Source organism: Microbacterium oxydans (assembly GCF_000956525.1).
Taxonomy (GTDB): Bacteria; Actinomycetota; Actinomycetes; order Actinomycetales; family Microbacteriaceae; genus Microbacterium; species Microbacterium oxydans_A.
Map to the genome: position 1 here is coordinate 87,979 of NZ_JYIW01000022.1, position 21,971 is coordinate 109,949.

A 21,971-nucleotide genomic window follows, 5' to 3' on the forward strand; every position below is an offset into this window, starting at 1 on the left:
GCCCGCGTCATAGGCTGGACCGGTGAGCAGCGCGCTGGTCGTGGAGACCCGAGAGATCGATCCGATCGAGGACCTCCTGGCTGCGGCCGACCCAGCCCGCCCGTTGGCCTGGCTGCGACGCGGAGACGGCATCGTCGCGGTCGGCGAGCCGCTGCGCGAGCTGCGTGCCAGGGCCGGCGCCCCGATGCAGCGCAGCGCCGCACTCGCGACAGCCTGGCGCCGCCTCACGACGGATGCGCGGATCGACGACCCGGTCGGCCTTCCGGGGACCGGGCTCATCGCCTTCGGCGCGCTCGCATTCGACGAGCGCTCGGCCGCAGACAGCGTGCTCGTGATCCCCTCCGAGGTGCTCGGGCGACACGGCGATCGGTTCTGGCGCACCACGATCAGGTACCCGGATGCCGACACCCCGGCCGCGGCCGTCGAGCAGCCGTACGGGCCGCACTGGGCCGGCACCGTCGGCCCCGGCGCACAGAGCCCACAGGGCTACCAGAACTCGGTGCGCGAAGCCCTCGGCCGTATCGCCCAGGGTGAGCTGAGCAAAGTCGTCCTCGCGCGCGACCTCACCGGCAGCATCCCCGCAGGATCCGATCTGCGTCGGCTCGTCAGGGCACTCTCGACCGGCTACCCCGACACCTGGGCGTTCTCGGTGGACGGGCTGATCGGCGCGAGCCCTGAGACGCTCGTCACCGTCCAGAACCGCACGGTCACCGCCCGCGTGCTCGCCGGCACCATCGGCCGCGGCCCCGACGCGGATGCGGACACCGCGGCATCCGCATCGCTCGCCTCCAGCACGAAGGATCTCGACGAGCACCAGTACGCGGTGCAGAGCGTGCTCGCATCGCTGCGCCCGCACACCCGGGTCCTCGCGGCGAGCGAGCAGCCCTTCCTGCTCAAGCTGCCGAACCTGTTCCACCTCGCGACCGATGTCGAGGGTGAGCTGGACGAGGGGGAATCCGCCCTCGATCTCGTCGGTGCACTGCATCCGACCGCCGCCGTCGCCGGCACCCCGACCACCATCGCGATCGGGGTGATCCGCGAACTCGAGCCCTTCGACCGCGGGCGGTATGCCGGCCCGGTCGGCTGGGTCGACGCAGCAGGCAACGGGGAATGGGCGATCGCGTTGCGCTGCGCGCAGTTCGAGGACGGCGACGGCGACATCCGCGTCACCGCCTATGCGGGCGCTGGCATCGTCGCGGGCTCCGACCCCGAGTCGGAACTGCTCGAGACCAGGGTGAAGTTCCGCCCGCTGGTCGACGCGCTCGCCTGAGGCGCCGACCGTCTCGGTTCAGAATTCAGCAAGAACGTCGCCGACGCTCGTGTCGGAACGATCCAGGTCGGGGTCTCCGTGCGGTCTTGCTGAATTGTGAACCGGCGTCGCGGCGATCAGCTCGCGTCGAGGCGCTGCTTCTCGGCCTCGACGTCGAAATCGGCGACCGGCCACTGCGGGTCGATGTCCTCGAGTGCGGCGAGCAGCAGCTCCTGCACGGCGAGCCTCGCGTACCACTTGCTGTTCGCCGGGATCACGTACCACGGAGCCGCCTCGGTCGAGGTGCGCTCGAACACCGTCTGGTACGCCTGCATGTACTGGTCCCACAGCATCCGCTCGTCGACGTCGCCGGGGTTGTACTTCCAGTGCTTGTCGGGGCGTTCGAGCCGCTCGCGCAGGCGCTCCTTCTGCTCGTCGCGCGAGATGTGCAGCATGACCTTGACGATGCGGACACCGGATGCCGCGACGCCGGCCTCGAACTGATTGATGGCGTCGTAGCGGCGCTCGATCTCGGACGGATCGGCGAGCTCGCGGACCTTGCCGATCAGCACGTCCTCGTAGTGCGAGCGGTCGAAGACGCCGATGAACCCCGGCTCGGGCAGCCGCTTCTCGATGCGCCACAGGAAGTCGTGCTCCCGCTCCTCGGCGGTCGGCGCCTTGAACGCAGCGAGCTCGACGCCCTGCGGGTCGACGCCGCCGACGACGTGGCGGACGATGCCGCCCTTGCCGGCGGAATCCATCGCCTGCAGCACGAGCAGCACGGCGTTCTTCGCGACCCCCACCCGGCTCTCGGCGAACAGGCGCTCCTGCAGTCCGCTCAGCGACGCGAGCCCGGTCTCGAGGTCGCGCGTGCCGTGCGCCTTGCCGTGGTCGTACCCTGGCCTGCTGCCCGGATCGACATCGGCGAGACGGAAGCCGTCGCCGACGCGGAGGATGTCTGCCCAGCTGTGTGCGTTCATGTGCTCATCCTGCCGAGTCCCGGCACGAAGTGCACGCCCCGTGTTCAGCGGGGCAGCGGCACTTCGATCAGCTGACGCCCGCCGAACGGACTCGTGAGCACCTGATCGAGCGCCGTACGGGTCGTCACGCGGCGGTACTCCCACCCGTACGCGATCGCCAGCTGCTCCAGTCGCACGGCGTGCGGCGTGTAGAACGCGCGGTCGAGGTCGGCCTTCGCGGCGGAACCCGCGACCTCGAGTCCGTCGAAGATCGTGCCGCCGCCGTCATTGCCGACGATGACCTGCAGGCGAGGCTCCGGTTCGTCGGGCGGCAGCAGCAGGGCGCCGACGTCGTGCAGGAAGGCGAGATCGCCGAGCAGCACCCGCGTGATGCCGGGGGTGCCGCTCGCCTGGCTCGCGAGGGCGATGCCGGTGGCGGTCGCGATCGTGCCGTCGATGCCGGCGAGTCCGCGGTTCGCGTGCACCGGCACCTTCTTGCCGCCGAGCACGCCGTCAGCCACGCGCACGAGTCTCGAGGAGCCGAACATCAGCCGGTCGTGCGGCCAGGTGGCGCGCCAGACGGAGTCGACCAGCAGCGCGCGATCGAGGGGGCGTCGCACCGCGTCGAGCTCGGCCTTCACGGCATCCCGCCGGGCCGCGAAGTGCGTCGACGCGAGTCCGTCCTGATCCGGGGCGTGCTCGCTGAGGTCGACGGCCAGCTGGGCGGATACTCCGAGCCAGGCGCCGAGCCACTCCCGGTCAGCTGCGCCCTCGGCGACGGCGACGGATGCCACGGCACGAGTGCGGTGGTTGAGGTTCAGCTCCTCGCCGCCGTGCCGGACTGCGACGACCTCGACGGCCGCGTTCGACAGCAGCGCCGTGACCTCACGGCTGAGCGTCGGATGCCCGAGCACCACGGCACGCTCCACGCGACCGCCCAGCTCGTCGCGGCGCAGCAGCTCGCGGTAGCCGTGCACGATCTGTCGTCCGAACCGGGCGCCGCTGACGATCTCCGCGATCAGCGGCCAGGAGCCGGCATGGGCGATCTCCTCGGCGATCGGCCCGGCATCCGCACCGGCGATCACGACGGTGCGCGGTCCGCGCTCGAGTATGAACGCCTCCTGCGCGTCGATCCGCGGGGTGGGGCCGGGCACCAGCGGAACCTCGGCCGCGGTGCCTGACAGCGGCTCACGAGAGGGAAGGTTGAGGTGCACCGGTCCGGCGACGCCGGGCACTCCGCGTTCGGCGTCAGCGCCCAGCGCGACGGCCACCGACTGCGCACCGAGCCCGGCCCAGGCGTCAGGGGCATCCGCATCAGGGACCGGCGCATCGAGTTCTGCGCGCACCCAGGCGGCGAACATGCCCGGCTGCACGGTCGCCTGATTCGCACCGACGCCGCGGAGCTCCGGCGGGCGGTCTGCGGTGAGCAGCAGCAACGGGATGCCGGAGTGGAAGGCCTCCATCGTGGCAGGCAGCAGGTTCGCGACAGCCGTGCCGGAGGTGCAGAGCACGGCGGTCGGCACGCCCGTCTCCCTGGAGAGACCGAGCGCGGTGAAGCCGGCGACCCGCTCGTCGATGCGCACGTGCACGCGCAGCGCGCCGGTGTCGGCCGCGTGCACCGCGGCGAGCGCGAGCGCCTGCGACCTCGACCCCGGCGAGAGCACGAGATCGCGCACACCGTGTGCGATGAGTTCCGCGATCAGGGATGCAGCGGCATCCGATGCGGCGGAGTCGGTCACGCCCGAGGTTCCGCGGCAGGGGGCTCGTCGGTCTCGTCGTCGAGCCGTGCGAGCTCCTCCTCCATGCGACGGATGCGGGCGTCCTGCTCGGTCTTGCTGATGCTGCGGAGGAATGCAGGATCGTCGTCAGGGGCGACCAGCCGGATCGTGTCCTTGTCGTTCGCGCGACGACGTCCGAGGACGAACCACAGGATCCCGCCGATGACGGGGATGAGGACCACGATCGCGAGCCAGACCGGCTTGGGCACGCCACGGTGCCGCGTCGCCGGCTGCACTGCGCAGTCGACGATGCTGAACACCCAGAACACGGCGGCCAGGAAACCGCCGACGATCAGTAGTCTTGCCACCCTTCCAGTGTATGCACGTTCATGGAAGGCGGCGCCCGGACTGGGCAGCCATACCAGCCGTTGTTAGACTTCGCGGGTCATGTCGCCCCGGTCATCGCTCCCCGCCCCACGCAGGCGGGTCGAGCGGGCGCTGGCGGCCAGGATCGTGACGGCGCTCGGCCTCGCGCTGCTGCTCGTCGTCGGCGCGTGGTCGACCTCGCACGGCGACGCCCAGTCGCCTGCGACGATCTGCCTCGGGTCGGGCGCATCCGCCTCCGCAGCCGATACGACGGATGCCGGGCACCATGACGAGATCAGTGCGATCGACGTGCTGTCATCGGATGCCGCGGTCTGCGCGGTCGCTGCCCTCTGCTGCATCGCTCTCGTCCTGCTGCTGCGGCGGCTGCGCACGGCGCGTGGATCCGCGCTGCTCGGCAGGACCCCGCGGCTGCGTCCCATCACCCGTGCGGGGCCGGTGCACCGCATCCCCGCTCTGACCCTCACCCAGCTCTCCGTCTCCCGCACCTGAACCGACAGCGCGTCTATCGAGCCGCCATGCGCGGCATCCACCCCTGTCGTTGCACCATCCTCTGGAGACCCCCATGAAGACCTCTGTCAAGGCGACCCTGATCGCCATCGCCGTCGCCGTCGTCCTGCTCATCGCCGGCATCGTGTTCGCGATCAGCCAACGCGCCGCCACCCCCGAGCCGCCTGCCGACGGCGAACGGCTGCAGACCACCCGCACCGACTCGCACGTGCTCGATCAGGGTGGGCCGGATGCCGTGACCGTCGTCGAGTTCCTCGACTTCGAGTGCGAGGCGTGCGGCGCGTTCTACCCGATCGTCGAAGAACTCCGCGCGACGTACGCGGGAGACATCACGTACGTCGTCCGCTACTTCCCGCTGCCAGGGCACATCAACTCGACGCAGGCCGCGCTCGCCGCCGAGGCCGCAGCACAGCAGGACCGGTTCGAGGACATGTACCACCGGCTGTTCGAGACCCAGGCGCAGTGGGGCGAGGGCGCGGAGGAGACCCCTGAGGTCTTCCGGACGTTCGCGCAGGAGCTCGGACTCGAGATGGATGCCTACGACGCCGCGATCGCCGACCCGGCCACGCTGCAGCGCGTGGAGTCGGACAAGGCGGACGGCGAGCGCCTCGGGGTCAGCAGCACCCCGTCGTTCTTCATCGACGGCACGGCCGTCGAGCTGCAGGAGTGGGACGACCTCGAGCAGGCGATCGAGAAAGCCGTGAACGGCTGAACGCGGCGGGGGCCGGCCCGCTCCCCCACCGCACCGGCTCACGGGGAAGGGCGAGGCGGATCCGCCACGGTGATATCCCGGTCGCTACGCTGAGCGCATGAGCGAGCCCCGACACCGCACGCCCGCCGTGCTCAGCGTCATCCGCCGCATCCCGGCGACGTTGACGATGATCGCGTTGATCCTCGTGGTCGGTGTGACCTGGCACGGGCTGTGGGCGCCGTTCGAAGACACCGCGCTGTTCCGCTCCGTCGCCTACGGGCTGCCGAACCTCGCGGACGGCAAGTGGTGGACGCCGATCACCGGCACGTTCTTCGTGAACCAGCCGTGGGTGTACCTGTTCACGATCGCCGGGTTCTGGGGCATGGCGTACCTGGAGTTCCGTCGAGGGACCCGCGTCGCCCTCGCCTACTACTGGGTCGGGCAGCTGTTCGCGATCTTCGCCACCGCGCTCGTGCTCTTCGCGCTCTCGCAGTTCCCCTGGGCGTGGGCGATGACCCAGTCGCAGGCGCTCGATGTCGGCGCATCCGGCGGCACGATGGCCTGCATGGCCGCGGCCGTCGGCCTGTTCCGGCCGCCGTGGCGGGTGCGCGGCTGGCTGATCCTGCTCGGCTTCGTCTTCATCTCGATGCTGTTCTGGGGCAAGATCGCCGACCTCGAGCACCTGCTCGCCGTGCTGCTGATCCTCGTCGTCGACCGGTCGCTGCGCGTGCGGCACACCACCGTGCGGGAACAGCGGCTCATCGCGGTGGTGGCGATCCTCGTGCTCGGCGCGGTCGAGATCATCACGACGTTCGTGGCGACCGACGGTCCGTTCGGGCCGACCGACCCGGCATCCGGCGGGTTCATCGATCTCGCGATCGACCTCGTCGTGATCCTCGTGCTCGTGAACGGTCTGCGGCGAGGGCGACGCTTCGCGTGGGTGCTGGCGATCCTGCTCGGGCTGTTCAACCTGGCCGGTGCAGCGCTGGTGCTCGCACTCATCATCCTGACCAGTCAGGCCGAGCTCGATGTGCGCTGGGACGGCGAGACCGAGCTCGTGATGGCGAACGGCTTCCTCTGGCTGATCATGCTCGTGTATCTGATCTGGGTGCGCCGCGCGTTCCGCGCCAAGCGCAAGTCGACCATCGGCGCACAGCCCGCGCCGACGGTCGACGACGTGAAGACCGAACTCCGCGCGCACGGCGGTGGCACGCTGTCGTGGATGACCACCTGGGACGGCAACAGCTACGCGCGGGTCGACGGCGGCATCGTCGCGTACCAGCGCCGCAACGGCGTCGCCCTCGCGCTCGCCGATCCGATCGGCCCGAGCGCGCTGCGAGCACAGGCCGTGACCGGGTTCATCAGCGCCGCCGAGAACGCCGGGCTGGTGCCCTGCTTCTTCAGCGCGGATGCCGCGACACGCGACGCTGTGCCCTCGACCTGGCGGAGCATCGTGGTGGCGGACGACACGATCGTCGACCTGCCAGGACTCGAGTTCACCGGCAAGCGCTGGAACTCCGTGCGGACCTCGCTGAACAAGGCCGGCCGCGAGGAGATGATGTTCCGCATGACGCACCTGAAGGCCGAATCGTGGGGCGTGCAGCAGCAGTTGCGAGCGATCTCGGAGGCCTGGGTCGGCGACAAGGACCTGCCCGAGATGCGCTTCACGCTCGGCACCCTGGAGGAGGCCGAGGATCCGGAGGTCAGGCTCGCACTCGCGCTCGCCCCGAACGGCGATGTCGACGGGTTCCTCTCGTGGCTGCCGGTGCACGGCGAGGGCGACACGGTGCACGGCTGGACGCTCGACCTGATGCGTCGCCGAGAGGGCGGCTTCGGCCCGGTCATGGAGTATCTGATCGGCATGTCGGCGAGGCAGTTCTCGGATGAGGGCGCCCAGATCATGTCGCTGTCCGGTGCGCCGCTCGCGCACGACTATCCGCCGGATGCCGGAGTGATCGCCGCGCTGAGCGACCGCCTCGCCGAAGCGCTCGAGCCTGTCTACGGATTCGGCTCGCTGCACCGCTTCAAGCAGAAGTTCCACCCGCGGTACGAGACCATGTACCTCCTGTTCCGCGATGAGAGCGACCTCACCCGCATCGGCGGGGCGCTGACGCGGGCGTTCCTGCCGGATGCGACGATCCGTCAGTTCGCGGGTGCCGGGCTGGAACTCGTGCGGGGCGGGAACGACTGACCGGTGCGGCCTGCGTGCGTGCGTGTGGGCGCGCGACGTGCAGGAAGAAGTGCGGGGTGCAGGAGCATCCGCCGGCGTTTCTCCCTGCAGGTCGCACATGGCCCTGCAGGTCGCACGGGTGAGGGTACCCGGCGGGTGAGGGGACCCGACGGATGCCGTCGGCCGGTCAGGAGTCGTTCGGGCGCCGCCGCAGCTGCTTGACGTCGGTGCGGCGCTGCTTCGCCTTGAGTCGACGTTCCTTCGAGCCTCGGCTCGGTTTCGTCGGGCGCCGCGGCGGGGCCGGCGGACTGATGGCGTCGGCCACCAGCGTCACGAGGCGAGCACGCGCGGCATCCCGATTGCGCAGCTGGGCGCGATGCTCGGATGCCGCGATCGTGAGCACCCCGTCGATGAGGCGCCCGGCCAGTCGTTCGAGCAGCCGCTCGCGCTGCACCGGCGACAGCACGGCGGAGTTCGCGGCATCCCAGATGAGTTCGACGCGGGAGTCGGCGGTGTTCACGCCCTGCCCGCCTGGACCGGATGACCGCGAGAACCGCCACGACAGCTCGGCCTCGGGGATCGTGAGACCCGACGAGACCCGGAGACCGGGGCGGAGCGGTGCGGACATGACATCCATCATCCCTCTGCTCCGGGGTCTCCGGGTGCCGCGCGCTGGCTGAGGCTCAGTCGCGGGCGTCGAGGAGCTCGAGCGGAGCATCCGTCGCCGTGACCTTCGCGCTGCCGACCTTCGCGGTGTTGACGATGTGCGCGCGGGCGACCACGATCACCGCGACGACCATGAGTGCGGCTCCGAGCCAGTACGGCGCGGAGTGGCTGACCGCGACGTAGAGCGCGCCGGCGATCAACGGTGCGATGGTGCCCATCGCGGCGTTGAGCGACTGGGTCGCGCCGCCCAGCCAGCCCTGCTCGTCATCGCCGACCGCGTTCGACATGGCACCGTCCATGGCGGCCTGCGAGGCGCCCTGGCCGGCCGCGAGCATGAGCGCTCCGACGATGAACAGCCACGGCTGGGCGAAGATCGACGCCACCACGGCGAGTCCGATCAGGCCGACCATCTGCGCGACGATGCCGCTCACGATCACGCCGCGCTCGCCGATGCGAGGCAGCAGGATGCCGAGCAGCACGCCCTGGATGAGGATGTCGATGATGCCGACGGCGGCCGTCATCAGTCCGATCTGGGTCGGTCCCCACTGGATGGAGTCGAGCGCGAGCACGCTGAAGTTGTTCACGAAGAAGCCGAAGGGCAGCGCGAGGAGCCCGAAGCCGATCATGAGACCGCGGAGCTCCTTGCGGCCGAAGGCGTTCTTGAAGACGGCGAAGGGCTGCACGTCGCGCACCGAGATCGAGGTGATGCGGTTCTCGGGCTTGAGGCTCTCCGGGAGCAGGAAGATGCTGAGGATCGCGATCGTGAGGCCGACCGCGGCGGTGAGGAACACCGGAAGCTGCAGGCTCACGGATGCCAGGAGACCGCCGATCGCCGGGCCGATCATCATGCCGATGCCGGAGAGCGCACCGAGGAGGCCGAAGCGCTGTGCGCGCTTCTCGGGCGGGGTGATGTCGGCGAGGTAGGCGAAGAGCGCTGGCAGGTCGCCGGCGGTGAGGCCTTGGATGACACGTGCGAGGACGAGCACCCAGAGCGCGCAGCCGATGCCGAACAGGGCCATCGCGAACGCGGCACCGAAGGCGGCCGCGATGATGACGGGTCTGCGACCGAAGCGATCGGACAGGCGGCCGAGGAACGGGGCGATGAGGAAGGCGCAGAGGCCGTTGACCGCTTCGAGGACGCCGACCCAGAGCGCGAGGTCCTTCTCCTCGGACACGTACTGGAGGACGACGAAGGGGAGGACGGGCAGGACGACCGTCATGCCGATGACGGTGAGCATCGTCAGGACGACGAGCATGATCCACGCGCGATTCGCGTTTCGGATCGAGGATGTGAGTGAAGTCATACCGAAAGTGTATCCGTACCAGTTTTGGTGTAAAGCCAGTTTTGTATCGGCTTCGCGATACGCTGGAGGCATGACGACCCCCGAGCCGAAATCCTCCGAGCCGATGGGACGCCGCGAGCGCAAGAAGGCGGCGACCCGCAAGACGATCTCCGACGTCGCGACGATGATGTTCCTGGAGCGAGGCTTCGACAACGTGAGCATCCGGGAAGTGGCGGATGCCGCCGACGTCTCCCCCACGACCGTCTTCGCGCACTTCCCGCAGAAGGAGGCGCTCGTCTTCGACGAAGACGACGAGCAGCGGGAGCGGCTCGTCTCCGCCGTGCGCGATCGACCGGCCGGCACCGAGATCCACCGTGCGATCCACGACTTCTACGCGACCGAGATCGCCACGAACATCGACGAGCACGGGAACGATGTGACGCGCATCTTCGCGCAGTTCCTGAACGAGACCCCCGCACTTCGCGAGTACGGGGCCAAGATGTGGCTGCGCCATGAGGATGCGCTGGCGCAGGCGATCGCCGAGGAGTTCGGGCTGGGTGCGCCGACCGCCGAGATCCGCGTCTACTCGCGGTTCATCCTGCAGATCCAGCTGCTCGTGAACGACACCGATGACCAGCTCGGCACGCTCGAAGCGGGATTCGCGGTGCTCGAAAGCGGATGGGCGCCGATCGAAGCACGGCTCGGCGGGACGGGTGATGCGCCGGCGGTCACCACGCGCCGCACGCGATGAACGCATATCGGCAGGATGACTGGGCGGCGAGCCCGGAGCATCCGTCGACCGTCGCCGCGCCGTATCTGATGGGCACCGGGGTCGTGACCGGCGAGGACACCGGCACCCGCCCCCTCTCTCCGCCGCACTCGCATGCCGACGCGATGCTCGCGTGGTGCTACCGCGGCACCGTCTGGGTGCACCTGCAGGACGCGATGTGGCGTCTCGCACCAGGGCAGGGAATCTGGGTACCGGCGCGCACCCCGCACACCGCCCGTCACGAGCGCGATTCGGTCGGCTGCTACACCTACCTCCCTGCGGCGTCGGCGATCGCCCCGATCGAGACGGTCACCCGCGTGCTCGTGCCGCGCGCCGTGCAGGAGATGCTCCTGCACCTCGGAATCAACGACATGCCGACGGACCTCCGTGTGCGCATCCAGTCCACGCTGATCGAGATGCTGCAGCAGCCGACTCCCGAAGCGCTCGAGGAATGGGGCGAGGTGCCGCTGCCCGCCGATGAGCGCGTGCGCGCGCTCGTGCAGGCGGTCCTCGACGAGCCCGGCGATCCGCGCAGCGCCGTCGAGCTCTTCCTCGCGCACGGCCTGCACGAGCGCACCGTGTTGCGCATCTTCCAGCACGACATCGGCATGACGTTCGGGCGCTGGCGCACCGGAGTGCGCATGACGCTCGGGGCCAGGCTCATCGTCGACGGCACGCCGATCGGAACGGCAGCGCGTCGGTGCGGGTACGGCAGCACGAGCGCATTCTCCGCGAGCTTCAAGGATCGCTTCGGCCTCACACCGAGGCAGTACATCGCGCGCGTGCAGGCGGATGCCGCGCACCAGTCGTACTGGCGCTGACGAGGCCCGACACGCCTGGCCCGTGAGCCGGAGGAGTACGCCGAGTCGGTCTGACGATACAAGTCGTCGTTCCATCGACACTTCGCGCGCGATGACCGTCCTACGATCGATGTGTTAGGGCATGCTTACCTAACTCTCGCCGCGTGGACGCGGCACTCCCCTCCCCCCTTTCTCTGAAGGAGAATCATGACGCACGCTCTCGCGCGCCCGAACACACGTCGAGGTGCCGCGCTCGTCGCAGCCGCCATCGCCGCCGCTCTCACCCTCGCCGGGTGCACGGCATCAGCCGACACCGCCGAATCGGCGCCGACGTCGACCGACGGCGTGGTCATCGAGCACGCACACGGCGAGACCGTGATCGCCGAGAAGCCGCAGCGCGTCGTGACCCTCGGCTGGATGACCTCCGACATCGTCGCCGCGCTCGGCACCAACCCGGTCGGCATGGAAGAGGTCTGGGGCGCCGGCGAGAGCGGCTTCCAGCCGTGGTTCGAGGACTACGTCACCGAGGAGTACGGCGAGCTGCCCGAGATCATCCCCTTCACCGACGACGGCCCCAACTACGAGGCCATCAAGGCGCTGAAGCCCGACCTCATCCTGAGCCTGTACTCGGGCATCACCGACGTGCAGTACGAGCGCCTCACCGAGATCGCACCGACCGTTCCCTACATCGAGCGCGCGTGGGACCCGAGCACGTGGGAGGACATGACGCGCACGATCGGCACGGCACTGTCCGAAGACGCGAAGGCCGAGGAGCTGATCGCCGAGACCGAGGAGCAGATCACCACCCTCGCCGACGCGCACCCCGAGTTCGACGGCAAGACGTTCGTCTGGGGGCTGACGTTGAACGAGGGCGGCACCGACCTCGGCGTCTACCTCGAATACGACCCGCGCGTGCGCATCACCGAAGCCCTCGGCTTCACCTCGACGTCTGCCATGGACGACTTCCTCTCGACCGCCGAGGGCGACAACTGGTACACCGGCGTCAGCCTGGAGAAGCTCTACGACGTGCAGGCCGACCTGTTCGCCGCATGGGGCAGCAGCGCGGATGAGGGCACCTACACCGTCGAGAACAAGGTCGTCTCCCGCTGGGAGCCGATCGAGGCCGGCTCGTACGTGATCTACGCCGACGACGCCCAGGCGTCTGCGATCAGCGCGCCCACCGTGCTCTCGCTGAAGTACATCCTCCCCACCTACGTCGACGACCTCGCAGCCGCGCTGCAGGGCGAGCCGACGATCGCGGGAGAGTGATCCCGGAGATGTCGCGGCCGACGTCACCTCCGGCTCCGCTGGCGACGGAAGACGGCACCGACGTCTCGAACACGGGCGCGGGGGGTCGTGCAGACGACTCCCCGCGCCGCACCGCCGCGCTCGCAATCGGCCTCGTCGTGGCCACCGGCGTGCTGGTGCTCGCCACCATCGCCTCGCTCGCGATCGGCAACCGGGCGATCGACCCGGCGACCGTGCTGAGTGCGGTCTTCTCGTACGACGATGAGAACCCGCTGCACCTGATGGTCCAGGAGCTGCGCGTGCCGCGGACACTCCTCGGCATCGTCGTCGGCGCCGCGCTCGCCGTGTGCGGTGGCCTGATCCAGGCCTTCACCCGCAACCCGCTCGCCGACCCCGGCATCCTCGGCGTGAACGCCGGAGCATCCTTCGCCGTGACCTTCGCGGTCGGCGTGCTCGGCCTGACGACCCCGGGGGCATATGTGCCCTTCGCCCTCGGCGGCGCTCTCGTGCTGACGCTGCTCGTCTACACGTTGGGGTCATTCGGAGCATCCGGAGCCACCCCCATGAAACTCACCCTCGCCGGCGTCGCCCTCGGTGCGGCGTTCACCGGCTTCACGACCGCGATCGTGCTGCGCGACGCAGGCACGCTGCAGGTCATGCGGTTCTGGGGCGTCGGCTCGATCGGCGGACGCACGCTCGACCAGCTCGCCTGGGCCGCACCCCTGATCGTGGCGGGCCTCGTCATCGGCCTGCTCTGCGCACGGTCCCTGAACGTGCTGGCCCTCGGCGACGATCTGGCTCAGGCGCTCGGCGCCCGCATTCGCGTCACCCGGGTCCTCGTCATCATCGCCGTCACCCTGCTGGCAGGCACGAGCGTCGCCGCGGCCGGCCCCATCGCCTTCGTCGGACTCATGATCCCGCACATCGTCCGCTGGTTCACCGGCCCCGATCAGCGCTGGGTGCTCACCTACTCGATGATCATCGGCCCGGCATTCCTGCTGCTCGCCGACATCCTCGGCCGCATCGTGCTCCCGAACGGCGAGCTGCGCGTCGGCATCGTGACGGCCCTGCTCGGCGCCCCGATCCTGATCCTCCTCGTGCGTCGCAAGCGGGTGAGCGGACTGTGAGCATCGACCAGCGCCCGGCGACCGAGCCGATCAGCGACGACCGACCTGCCGCGTTCACCCCCGTCGACTTCGGTCGGCGTCTGCTCCGCATCGAGACGAGCAGGCTCGCGACGCTGATCCCGGTGCGCTCGATCATCGTGTGCGCCGTGCTCGTCGTCGTGATCATCGCCGCCGGGATCTTCTCCATGACGATCGGTGCATACGAGGTGGACTTCCCGTCCGTGCTCCGCGCGATCGTCGACCCCGCGCCGGACCCGGACATCCGCCAGGTCGTGTTCGAGTGGCGGCTGCCACGGGTACTGTTCGCCATCCTGTGCGGAGCCGCGCTCGCACTCGCCGGTGGCATCTTCCAATCGCTCACCCGCAACCCGCTCGGTTCGCCCGACATCATCGGCTTCGGCATCGGCGCCCAGTTCGGCGTCACGCTCACCATGATCGTTCTCGAGCTGAACACGTACATGTTCAAAGCTGCCGGCGCGCTGGTCGGCGGCCTGATCACGGCGCTGCTCGTGTACCTGCTGGCGAACAGGCACACCATGTCGTCGTTCCGACTGATCATCGTCGGCATCGGCGTCTCGGCCGGCCTCGGCTCGCTCACATCGTGGATCATGATCTCGGTCAGCATCGAGAAGGCGATGATGGCGGCGACCTGGGGCACAGGCTCCCTCGCGTCGCTCGGCTTCGACCAGCTCATCCCTGCAGCGATCGTGTTCGCCGTGGTCACGCTCGCCGCCCTGCCGCTCAACCGCACCCTGCCGGTGCTCGAGATGGGCGACGATGCGGCGACGGCCCTCGGCATCCGTCCAGGACGCACCCGACTCGCAGCGATGGTCTTCGGCGTGGCACTGGTCGCCCTCGTCACCGCCGCTGCCGGCCCGATCTCGTTCATCGCGCTCGCCGCCCCGCAGATCTCACAGCGCCTCACCCGCTCGAACACCCCGATGGGCACCGCTCCGGTGATGCTGACCGGCGCCGCACTCGTCGTGGTCTCCGACGCCGTCGCCCAGCTCGTCGCCGTGCCCGTCGGCGTCGTGACCGTGTCTGTCGGCGGCATCTACCTCGCCTGGCTGCTGGCCGCCCAGTACGCGCGCCGCACCTGAAAGGAACACCCATGACCACTTCGCTGCTGGCCCGCGACATCAGCCTGGGCTACGGGGACACCCCCATCATCTCGACGCTCACGCTCGAGGTGCCCGACGACTCGTTCACGATCATCATCGGGCCGAACGCCTGCGGGAAGTCGACCCTGCTGCGCGGATTCGCACGGCTGCTGCGTCCGACGACCGGAGCCGTGCTCCTCGACGGCGCGGAGCTGAAGACGTACAAGCCGAAGGAGGCAGCCCGGCGGCTCGGCCTCCTCCCCCAGTCGTCGATCGCACCGGACGGCATCACCGTCGCGGATCTCGTCGGCCGAGGTCGGTTCCCGCACCAGAACGCGATGCGCACCTGGAGCAGCGCAGACGAACGAGCGGTCGCCGATGCCTTGGCGGCCACCGGGGTCACCGAGCTGTCCCGCCGCCTCGTCGACGAGCTCTCCGGCGGACAGCGCCAGCGCGTCTGGGTGGCGATGGCACTCGCCCAGCAGACCAAGCACCTGCTGCTCGATGAGCCGACGACCTTCCTCGACATCGCCCACCAGATCGACCTGATGGAGCTCTTCGCCGACCTGCACCGCAACGGCACCACGCTGGTCGCGGTGCTGCACGATCTGAACCACGCCGCCCGCTACGCGACCCACCTCGTCGCGATGCGCGACGGCGCGGTCGTGGCCCAGGGCGACCCGCGGGAGATCATCACCGCAGAGATCGTCGAGGCCGTGTACGACCTGCCGTGCACCGTGATCACCGACCCGGTGTCCGGCACCCCGCTGGTGCTGCCGCTCGGCCGGCGCACGTCATGACCGGCACACCAAGGCGGCTGTTCGCGATCGCACTCGCCGCAGACGGGCGAGGCCTCGCGTTGACCGCCGCGACCGCCCTGCTCGTCGTCCACTCGCTCGCCGAGGCCGCGATCCCGGTCATCATCGGCGCCACGATCGACCGCGCCGTGCTCCCGGCCGACCCCGCAGCGCTCGCGCTCTGGCTCGGTGTGCTGGTCGGCACGTTCCTGGTGCTGACCGTGAGCTACCAGTCGGCATCCCGCTTCATGGTGACGATCTACGGGTACGGCGAGCAGGCGCTGCGTCACCTGACGCTGTCGCGGATGCTGCGCCCCCGCCTCTCGCGACGCGCGGTGAGCCCCGGTGAGGCACTGACTTTCGTGACCTCCGACACGTACCGCGTCGCCGGTGTCGCCTGGTCGGTCGCGCAGCAGTGCTCGACGATCGCGGCGATCATCGGGGCGGCGCTGGCCATGTCGGTGATCTCGCCCATCGCGACGCTCGTGGTGTTCGGCTCCACGATCGCGATGATGCTCGTGATGCGGGTCGTCTCGCGCCCGCTCGAGCGCCGCGGATTCGCCGAGCAGCACGCCGCGACCGAAGCAGGAGCGGTCGCTGCCGACTTCATGAGCGGGTTCCGCGTGCTGGTCGGCATCGGCGCCCGTGAGGAAGCCGTGCGCAGATATGTCGCCGCGAGTGACGTCTCGCGGCGTGCGGCGACCGCGGCAGGTCGTTCGCTGGCTGCCTCCGAGGCGGTCAGCGGCACGCTCGCCGCCGTGGTCACCACCGCGCTCGCCGGCATGTCGGCATGGTTCGCCGCCGAGGGACGCATCAGCATCGGCGAGCTGGTGACGGTGCTCGGACTCGCGCAGTTCATCAGCGGCTACCTCGCGTACGCGGGGTCGTTCCCCTCGAACTGGATCCACAAGCTGGCCTCGGCCAAACGTCTCGCCGAGGTCATCGACGCGGAAGACCTGCTCGACGAGCCTGCTGCCGGTGGCGCGCACCTCGCGGCATCCGCCGACGATGTCGTGCTGACCTTCCGCGCAGGACCGGCGGACTCGCCGCACGTCGAGGTGCGCGACGGCGAGCTGCTCGGCATCCGCCCGGCCGACAGCGACACCGCGCGCGAGCTGTCGCGCCTGCTCGGTCTGCGCACGCGCCCGGCCCCCGGTACAGTCTCGATCACAGTCGACGGCGCGTTCCGCGATCTCACCCACCTGGACCCGGTGGAGTACCGTCGCCGCGTCGTCGCCCCGCCGCACGGCCAGACGATCGTGAGCGGCACGCTGCTCGAAGCCGTCCGCGGCCACGGTGCGGCCGCAGCCCCTGAGCCCGACCTCATCGAGATGGCCGCACTGCACGACACCGTCGCACAGGTCGGCGGGTGGGAGGCGCAGGTCGGCGAAGCGGGCCGGCGGCTCTCGGGCGGGCAGCGCCAGCGCATCGGCATCGCGAGAGGCCTGCACTCGGATGCCGAGGTGCTCGTGCTCGATGAGCCGACCTCTGCGGTGGACGCCATCACCGAGGCGCACATCGCCAGCGCCCTCGCGAACCACACCGCGACCACGATCGTGATCACGACCTCACCGCTGCTGCTCGGCGCCTGCGACCGGGTCATCGACCTCCCCTCGGCCGGATCGGATGCTCGACATGACTGACCCCTCGCGCAGCGCCCTGCTGCCGGTCGCCTCGAGTGCCCGCGTGCGCGCGGCCGTCGGCGCGCTGCTGCGGCAGCATCCCGGCCGGACGGCGGCGGTCGCGGTGCTGTTCCTCGCGGCATCCGCCCTCGGCATCGTGATGCCGGCCTGCCTCGGACGCATCGTCGACGCCGTCTCGACCGATGCGGGCATCCCCACCATCGCCGGCTGGGTCGCCGGGGCCGGCGCGGGAGCGATCGGTGCCGCCGTCATGATGCTGTGGGCCACGCGCGTGCTCACCGGGCTCGTCCAGGACATGCTCGCGAGCCTCCGTGAGGATGTGTTCGCCTCGGCCATGCGGCTGCCGGTCAGCTCGGTCGACGACGGCGAGAGCGCCGATCTGCTGTCGCGCGTGACGGGCGACGTGGATGCCGTCGCGGAAGCCGGCGGGAACGTGGCGCCGACCCTGCTGTCGGCCGGATTCGCGATCGCGGTCTCGGTGGCTGCGCTCACGGCGCTCGACCCCTGGCTCGCCCTCGCCGGCCTGGCGTCGGCCCCCTGCTACATCCTCGGCACCCGAGCGTTCCTGCGCCGTTCGCGCATCGTGTTCCGAGAGGTGCGGGTGCGCGAGGCCGCCCGCAGCCAGGCGGTGTTGGAAGCCGTCGAGGGCATCGAGACCCTCACCGCCTTCAACGAGCAGGAGCACGCGCTCGATCGGGTGCGGGAGCGCGCCGAGGGGTCGATCGCCATGCAGATCGAGGGCGTGCGACTGACGAACCGGCTGTTCCGCTGGATCAACGGCGGCGAGCTCGTCGGGCTGGCTGCGATCCTCGCGACCGGATTCCTGCTGCAGTCGGCAGGCGCGATCACGGTCGGCATGGTCACGACCGCTGCACTGCTGTTCCACCGTCTGTTCGGTCCGGTCGGGCAGCTGATCTTCGGACTCGACGACATCCAGCGCGCGACGATCGGTCTCGCTCGTCTCGTCGGCGTGATCGATCTCGCCCCGCAGCAGTCCGAGCCGGTGACAGCGGATGCCGCCCCGGCGACGACGACCGGCATCGAGGTGCGCGATGTGACGTTCCGCTATCCGACGACGGGCCGCGGGATCAGCGAGGTCTCGCTCAGCGTCGACGCTGGGACGACCGTCGCACTCGTCGGCAGCTCCGGATCGGGCAAGAGCACCCTCGCACGCGTGATCGCCGGGCATCACCCGCCGACCTCCGGCAGCGTGCACTTCGCCGCAGGCACGGCCGACCCGTACTACCTCTCGCAGGAGCTGCACCAGTTCCGCGGCACGATCGCCGACAACCTGCGGCTGGTCGCGCCGGAGGCGAGCGACGACGAGATGATCGCGGTGCTGCGCGCCGTCGGCGCCGATTGGGCGGTCGAGGCGATGGCCGCGACTGTCGCACTCGACGAAGGGCGCATCCAGCAGCTCGCCGTCGCACGAGCACTGCTCGCCGATCCGGCGATCGTGATCCTCGACGAGGCCACCGCCGATGTCGGCCTGCATCACCGCGATGCCGTGGAAGACGCCATCACCGCGCTGCGCGATGGCCGCACCGCCCTGCTCATCGCGCACCGGCTGCAGCAGGCGTCCACCGCCGATCAGATCGTCGTCTTCGCCGACGGCAGGGCGACGCAGCGCGGCACGCACGACGAGCTCCTCGCGACCGACGGCCCGTACCGCCGCTCCTGGCTCGCCCAGACGCAGAGCGCACCAGAGCACCCGAACCAGCACCCGAACCAGACTCGGACTCAGCACGAGTCCGGAGAGACGGAGACCCCGTGAACATCCACCGCGGCATCGTCAGCAGTACGACCACCCTCGCCCCGACCCTGACCCGCGTCACCCTCGCGGGGCCAGGCATCGAGGACTTCCTCAGCACCGGCATCGGCGACGAGTACGTCCGCGTGTTCTTCCCGCACGGCGACGACCCCACCGACGTCTCGCTGCCGGTGCCTGCCGGCGACTGGTGGGAGACGCCGGAAGGAGCACCCGAGGCACCGATGCGCACCTACACGATCAGCGGCGTGCGACCGGATGCCGGCGAGCTCGACATCGACTTCGTGCTGCACGAGGCCGGGATCGCGGGTCCGTGGGCCGCGCGCGCCGAGCCCGGCCACGTGCTCGGGCTGAACTCGCCGACCGGTCTGTACTCCCCGCCGGCCGACATCACATGGCAGGTGCTGGTCGCCGACCTCACCGGTCTGCCGGCCGTCGCACGGATCGCCGCGGATGCTCCGGCAGGTGTGCGCACCCGCGTCGTGCTCGAGGTGCCGCACGAAGACGACCGGGTGCCGTTCGACGTCGGCCCCGATGTGGACGTCACCTGGGTCATCGGCGGCAACGGCCACGCCCCGAGCGCGCTCGGACACCTGGTGCGGGGCATCGTCGACGACCGCCTGCCGCTCGACGAGGGCTACGTCTGGGTCGCCGGAGAGACCGTCGCACTGCGCGATGTGCGCAAGTACCTGCGCAAGGAACTCGCGCTGCCGGCGACCCGGTTCAAGGTCGTGGGCTACTGGACGCCGATCGCCGCGTGGGACGAGAAGTTCGCCGCGCTCCCCGAGTCGGTGCAGAAGGAGCTCGACGCGATCTGGACCGAGTTCGAGGACGTGGAGCCGGAGGACGTGCAGGTGCGGTTCGAGGAACGGCTGGATCAGCTCGGGCTCTGACACACGGCGGAGGCCGGGCTCCGGCCACCGATATGCTGGCGTCGCTCAGCCTTCTGAACCGGAGAACACATGCCAGACGAGACGCGATCACGCCGTTCCATGCCCGACGTCTCACGACGCACCCTGCTGCAGGCGTCCGCCTGGTCCGTACCGGTGCTCGCCGTCGCTGTCAGCGCCCCGAACGCTGCAGCCAGCGTGGCCGGCGCGACGCTCACGCCGACGGTCAACCGCAATTCCGACGACGGGAGCTTCCGGGACTACCGCGTGGACTTCGTGCTCACGGGCCCTGACCTTCCCGCCGTCGTCAACATCGAGTGGATCCCCGCCGACACGACCACCTGGGGACTCTTCGACCAGAGCGTCAACCTCGCCTACCTGTCCGGTGATTTCACCTCCGGTGCGATCTACCAGCTCGCCACCCCGACGGCGAGCTTCTGGCTGCAGACGACGACCCCTGTCCTGTCGGGCATCACGCCGTACACGGTTCGTGCCGTCGACCCCGCGACATCCACCGTGATCGCCACCGTCACGCTGACCTTCACCGGCAACGAGCCCGTCGACGCCGACTGACCCGACGCTGCTGCGGCGGCAACACCGGAAGCGGCTCGTGTCCGCATGTGAACCCAAGAGTCGTCCACCCTCGCCCGCATGTGGGAGCGGCCCTACGCTTCCGGCATGACTGATGACGCTCTGCTGATGGGACCGGATCATCGGGGTGCCGCACTCGACGAGCAGCCTCCGCTACTCGAGCATGTCTGGGCGACGTCCTTTCCGGAGCTGTCCCGTCAGGTATCCCCTGTCCGACCCCCGAAGCCGCAGCTGCTGGTGCTGAATGAGGACGTCGCGCGCGGCCTCGACCTCGACCCCGCGTTCCTGCGGTCGGCTTCGGGCGTGCAGTTCCTCACCGGTGCGTCGCCGGGAACGGATGCCGCGGCGGTCGCCCAGGTGTATGCGGGCCACCAATGGGGTGTCTTCCAGCCGATCCTCGGCGACGGGCGTGCAGCGTTGCTCGGCGAGCGCCGCGGACGCGATGGACGACTCCACGACGTGCACCTGAAGGGCATCGGCCCCACCTCGATGTCTCGCGTCGACGGCTTCGCCGCGCTCGGACCGATGCTGCGGGAACTTCTGATGGGCGAGGCGATGCATGCGCTCGGCGTTCCGACGACCAGGGCGCTGGCTGTCGTCGGCACGGGTGCTCCTCGCGCCCATGGCGGTCAGGTGCTGCCCGGTGCCGTGCTGGCCCGCACGGCCACCAGCCATGTGCGATTCGGCTCCTTCGAGTACGCACGAGCACAGGACGACCAGGCACTGCTCCGCCGTATCGCTGATCACGTCATCGCCCGCCACTATCCGCACGCGGCGGACGCCGAGCATCCGTACCGAGCGTTCCTCAGCGAGATCGTGGATGCCGTTGCCGCCCTCACCGCAGACTGGATGCGCACCGGTTTCGTGCACGGTGTGCTCAGCACCGACAACGTCCTGGTGTCGGCTGAGACCATCGACTACGGCCCGTGCGCCTTCGTGGACGAGTACGACCCGCGCGCCTCGTTCAGCTCCCTCGACACGAGCGGCCGCTACGCCTACGAACGGCAGCCGTCGATCATGCGGTGGAACCTCGGGCGGCTCGGCCATGCGCTCGCACCGCTGCTGGCGGATGACCCCGTCGTCGGCGCGACGGTCGCGGACGAACTCGTCGACACCTTCGACGCGCGTTACCGGGTGCGCTGGGCGGCGGTGTTCCGCGCCAAGCTCGGCCTGCACGATCAGGTCGATGCGCTGCTCACCGCCACGCTGGCAGAGGACGCGCTGCGCCTGCTCGCCGCGCACAGGGTCGACTTCACCGGGTTCTGGCGTGACCTCGCCGCAGCCGCCGACGGCGACGAGCGGCCGGTCCGCGGACGGTTCCTCGGCGCGGTCGCCGAGCTCGATGCCTGGCTGGCGAGGTGGAGCACGCTGGCGCCCGACCCGGCACGCATCCGCCGCAGCAACCCGCTGTACATCGCTCGTAACCACGTCGTCGAGGAGGTGCTGCAGGCCGCGACCGAGGGCGACCTCGGTCCCTTCGAGCGACTGCTCGATCTGCTGCGCGATCCCTACACGGAGCGGGAGGGCCGCGAGTACGAGCGCTTCACCTGGCCGGCGCCCGAGGGCGCACCACGGCACCAGACGTTCTGCGGCACCTGACTCCCGGGC

The 21,971-nt window shown here is 70.0% G+C and carries 20 protein-coding genes; 15 read left to right on the top strand and 5 right to left on the bottom strand.

The genetic code is table 11. From position 1 onward, the window contains the following. Positions 1-22: 22 nt before the first annotated feature. Complete coding sequence (locus RS83_RS06830) at positions 23-1,270, top strand: isochorismate synthase (protein ID WP_045278769.1); 1,248 nt, start codon at positions 23-25, stop codon at positions 1,268-1,270. 116 nt (positions 1,271-1,386) lie between these two features. Here the strand turns inward: RS83_RS06830 and RS83_RS06835 are convergent, their stop codons facing one another. From RS83_RS06835 to RS83_RS06845, 3 genes are read right to left on the bottom strand one after another with little or no spacing between them, the layout of a single operon-like run. Next, entirely contained in the window at positions 1,387-2,229 is an 843-nt protein-coding gene (locus RS83_RS06835; RefSeq protein ID WP_045278770.1) for a polyphosphate kinase 2 family protein, read from the bottom strand. Positions 2,230-2,273: 44 nt separating this feature from the next. Continuing rightward, positions 2,274-3,947: a 2-succinyl-5-enolpyruvyl-6-hydroxy-3-cyclohexene-1-carboxylic-acid synthase gene (gene menD, locus RS83_RS06840; protein ID WP_045278771.1), complete on the bottom strand. Its 1,674-nt coding sequence runs from the start codon at positions 3,945-3,947 to the stop codon at positions 2,274-2,276. Then, complete coding sequence (locus RS83_RS06845) at positions 3,944-4,294, bottom strand: PLD nuclease N-terminal domain-containing protein (RefSeq protein ID WP_045278772.1); 351 nt, start codon at positions 4,292-4,294, stop codon at positions 3,944-3,946. Before RS83_RS06845 ends, menD begins: the two co-directional genes overlap by 4 nt. A gap of 79 nt (positions 4,295-4,373) precedes the next feature. Between RS83_RS06845 and RS83_RS06850 the strand changes: the two genes are divergently transcribed. From RS83_RS06850 to RS83_RS06860, 3 genes are all read left to right on the top strand, one after another. Then, positions 4,374-4,802, top strand: coding sequence for a hypothetical protein (locus RS83_RS06850; protein WP_045278773.1), 429 nt, complete (start codon positions 4,374-4,376; stop codon positions 4,800-4,802). 73 nt (positions 4,803-4,875) lie between these two features. Continuing rightward, entirely contained in the window at positions 4,876-5,532 is a 657-nt protein-coding gene (locus RS83_RS06855) for a DsbA family protein (RefSeq protein WP_045278774.1), read from the top strand. Between the two features lie 97 nt (positions 5,533-5,629). After that, on the top strand, positions 5,630-7,702 hold the full coding sequence (locus RS83_RS06860) for a bifunctional lysylphosphatidylglycerol flippase/synthetase MprF (RefSeq protein WP_045278775.1): 2,073 nt from the start codon (positions 5,630-5,632) through the stop codon (positions 7,700-7,702). A gap of 166 nt (positions 7,703-7,868) precedes the next feature. Here the strand turns inward: RS83_RS06860 and arfB are convergent, their stop codons facing one another. Continuing rightward, positions 7,869-8,309, bottom strand: a complete 441-nt coding sequence (gene arfB / locus RS83_RS06865) for an alternative ribosome rescue aminoacyl-tRNA hydrolase ArfB (protein ID WP_045278880.1) — start codon at positions 8,307-8,309, stop codon at positions 7,869-7,871. 55 nt (positions 8,310-8,364) lie between these two features. Beyond that, the gene (locus RS83_RS06870) at positions 8,365-9,651 is read right to left on the bottom strand and encodes an MFS transporter (RefSeq protein ID WP_231587736.1); all 1,287 of its coding nucleotides are present in this window, start codon (positions 9,649-9,651) and stop codon (positions 8,365-8,367) included. Positions 9,652-9,721: 70 nt separating this feature from the next. On the opposite strand from RS83_RS06870, the gene RS83_RS06875 reads away from it, so the two are divergent. From RS83_RS06875 to RS83_RS06925, 11 genes are all read left to right on the top strand, one after another. Next, positions 9,722-10,381, top strand: coding sequence for a TetR/AcrR family transcriptional regulator (locus RS83_RS06875; protein WP_045278776.1), 660 nt, complete (start codon positions 9,722-9,724; stop codon positions 10,379-10,381). Then, positions 10,378-11,220 carry a helix-turn-helix transcriptional regulator gene (locus RS83_RS06880; protein WP_045278777.1) on the top strand — a complete coding sequence of 281 codons (843 nt, stop codon included), beginning with the start codon at positions 10,378-10,380 and terminating at the stop codon, positions 11,218-11,220. Before RS83_RS06875 ends, RS83_RS06880 begins: the two co-directional genes overlap by 4 nt. A 186-nt stretch (positions 11,221-11,406) precedes the next feature. Then, complete coding sequence (locus RS83_RS06885) at positions 11,407-12,468, top strand: ABC transporter substrate-binding protein (protein ID WP_045278778.1); 1,062 nt, start codon at positions 11,407-11,409, stop codon at positions 12,466-12,468. Positions 12,469-12,476: 8 nt separating this feature from the next. Then, positions 12,477-13,574 (top strand): FecCD family ABC transporter permease, encoded by a 1,098-nt coding sequence (locus RS83_RS06890; protein ID WP_045278882.1) that lies wholly within the window; start codon positions 12,477-12,479, stop codon positions 13,572-13,574. Beyond that, positions 13,571-14,674 (top strand): FecCD family ABC transporter permease, encoded by a 1,104-nt coding sequence (locus RS83_RS06895; protein WP_082071561.1) that lies wholly within the window; start codon positions 13,571-13,573, stop codon positions 14,672-14,674. Before RS83_RS06890 ends, RS83_RS06895 begins: the two co-directional genes overlap by 4 nt. A gap of 11 nt (positions 14,675-14,685) precedes the next feature. Further along, the gene (locus RS83_RS06900) at positions 14,686-15,474 is read left to right on the top strand and encodes an ABC transporter ATP-binding protein (RefSeq protein ID WP_197072078.1); all 789 of its coding nucleotides are present in this window, start codon (positions 14,686-14,688) and stop codon (positions 15,472-15,474) included. Further along, positions 15,471-17,114 carry an ABC transporter transmembrane domain-containing protein gene (locus RS83_RS06905; RefSeq protein ID WP_045278779.1) on the top strand — a complete coding sequence of 548 codons (1,644 nt, stop codon included), beginning with the start codon at positions 15,471-15,473 and terminating at the stop codon, positions 17,112-17,114. Before RS83_RS06900 ends, RS83_RS06905 begins: the two co-directional genes overlap by 4 nt. Next, complete coding sequence (locus RS83_RS06910) at positions 17,107-18,888, top strand: ABC transporter ATP-binding protein (protein WP_197072079.1); 1,782 nt, start codon at positions 17,107-17,109, stop codon at positions 18,886-18,888. Before RS83_RS06905 ends, RS83_RS06910 begins: the two co-directional genes overlap by 8 nt. Beyond that, positions 18,885-19,775 carry a siderophore-interacting protein gene (locus RS83_RS06915; protein WP_045278780.1) on the top strand — a complete coding sequence of 297 codons (891 nt, stop codon included), beginning with the start codon at positions 18,885-18,887 and terminating at the stop codon, positions 19,773-19,775. Before RS83_RS06910 ends, RS83_RS06915 begins: the two co-directional genes overlap by 4 nt. A 69-nt stretch (positions 19,776-19,844) precedes the next feature. Next, positions 19,845-20,345 carry a hypothetical protein gene (locus RS83_RS06920; protein ID WP_156153140.1) on the top strand — a complete coding sequence of 167 codons (501 nt, stop codon included), beginning with the start codon at positions 19,845-19,847 and terminating at the stop codon, positions 20,343-20,345. A 105-nt stretch (positions 20,346-20,450) separates the two neighbouring features. Beyond that, entirely contained in the window at positions 20,451-21,962 is a 1,512-nt protein-coding gene (locus tag RS83_RS06925; RefSeq protein ID WP_231587737.1) for a protein adenylyltransferase SelO, read from the top strand. Positions 21,963-21,971: the final 9 nt, after the last annotated feature.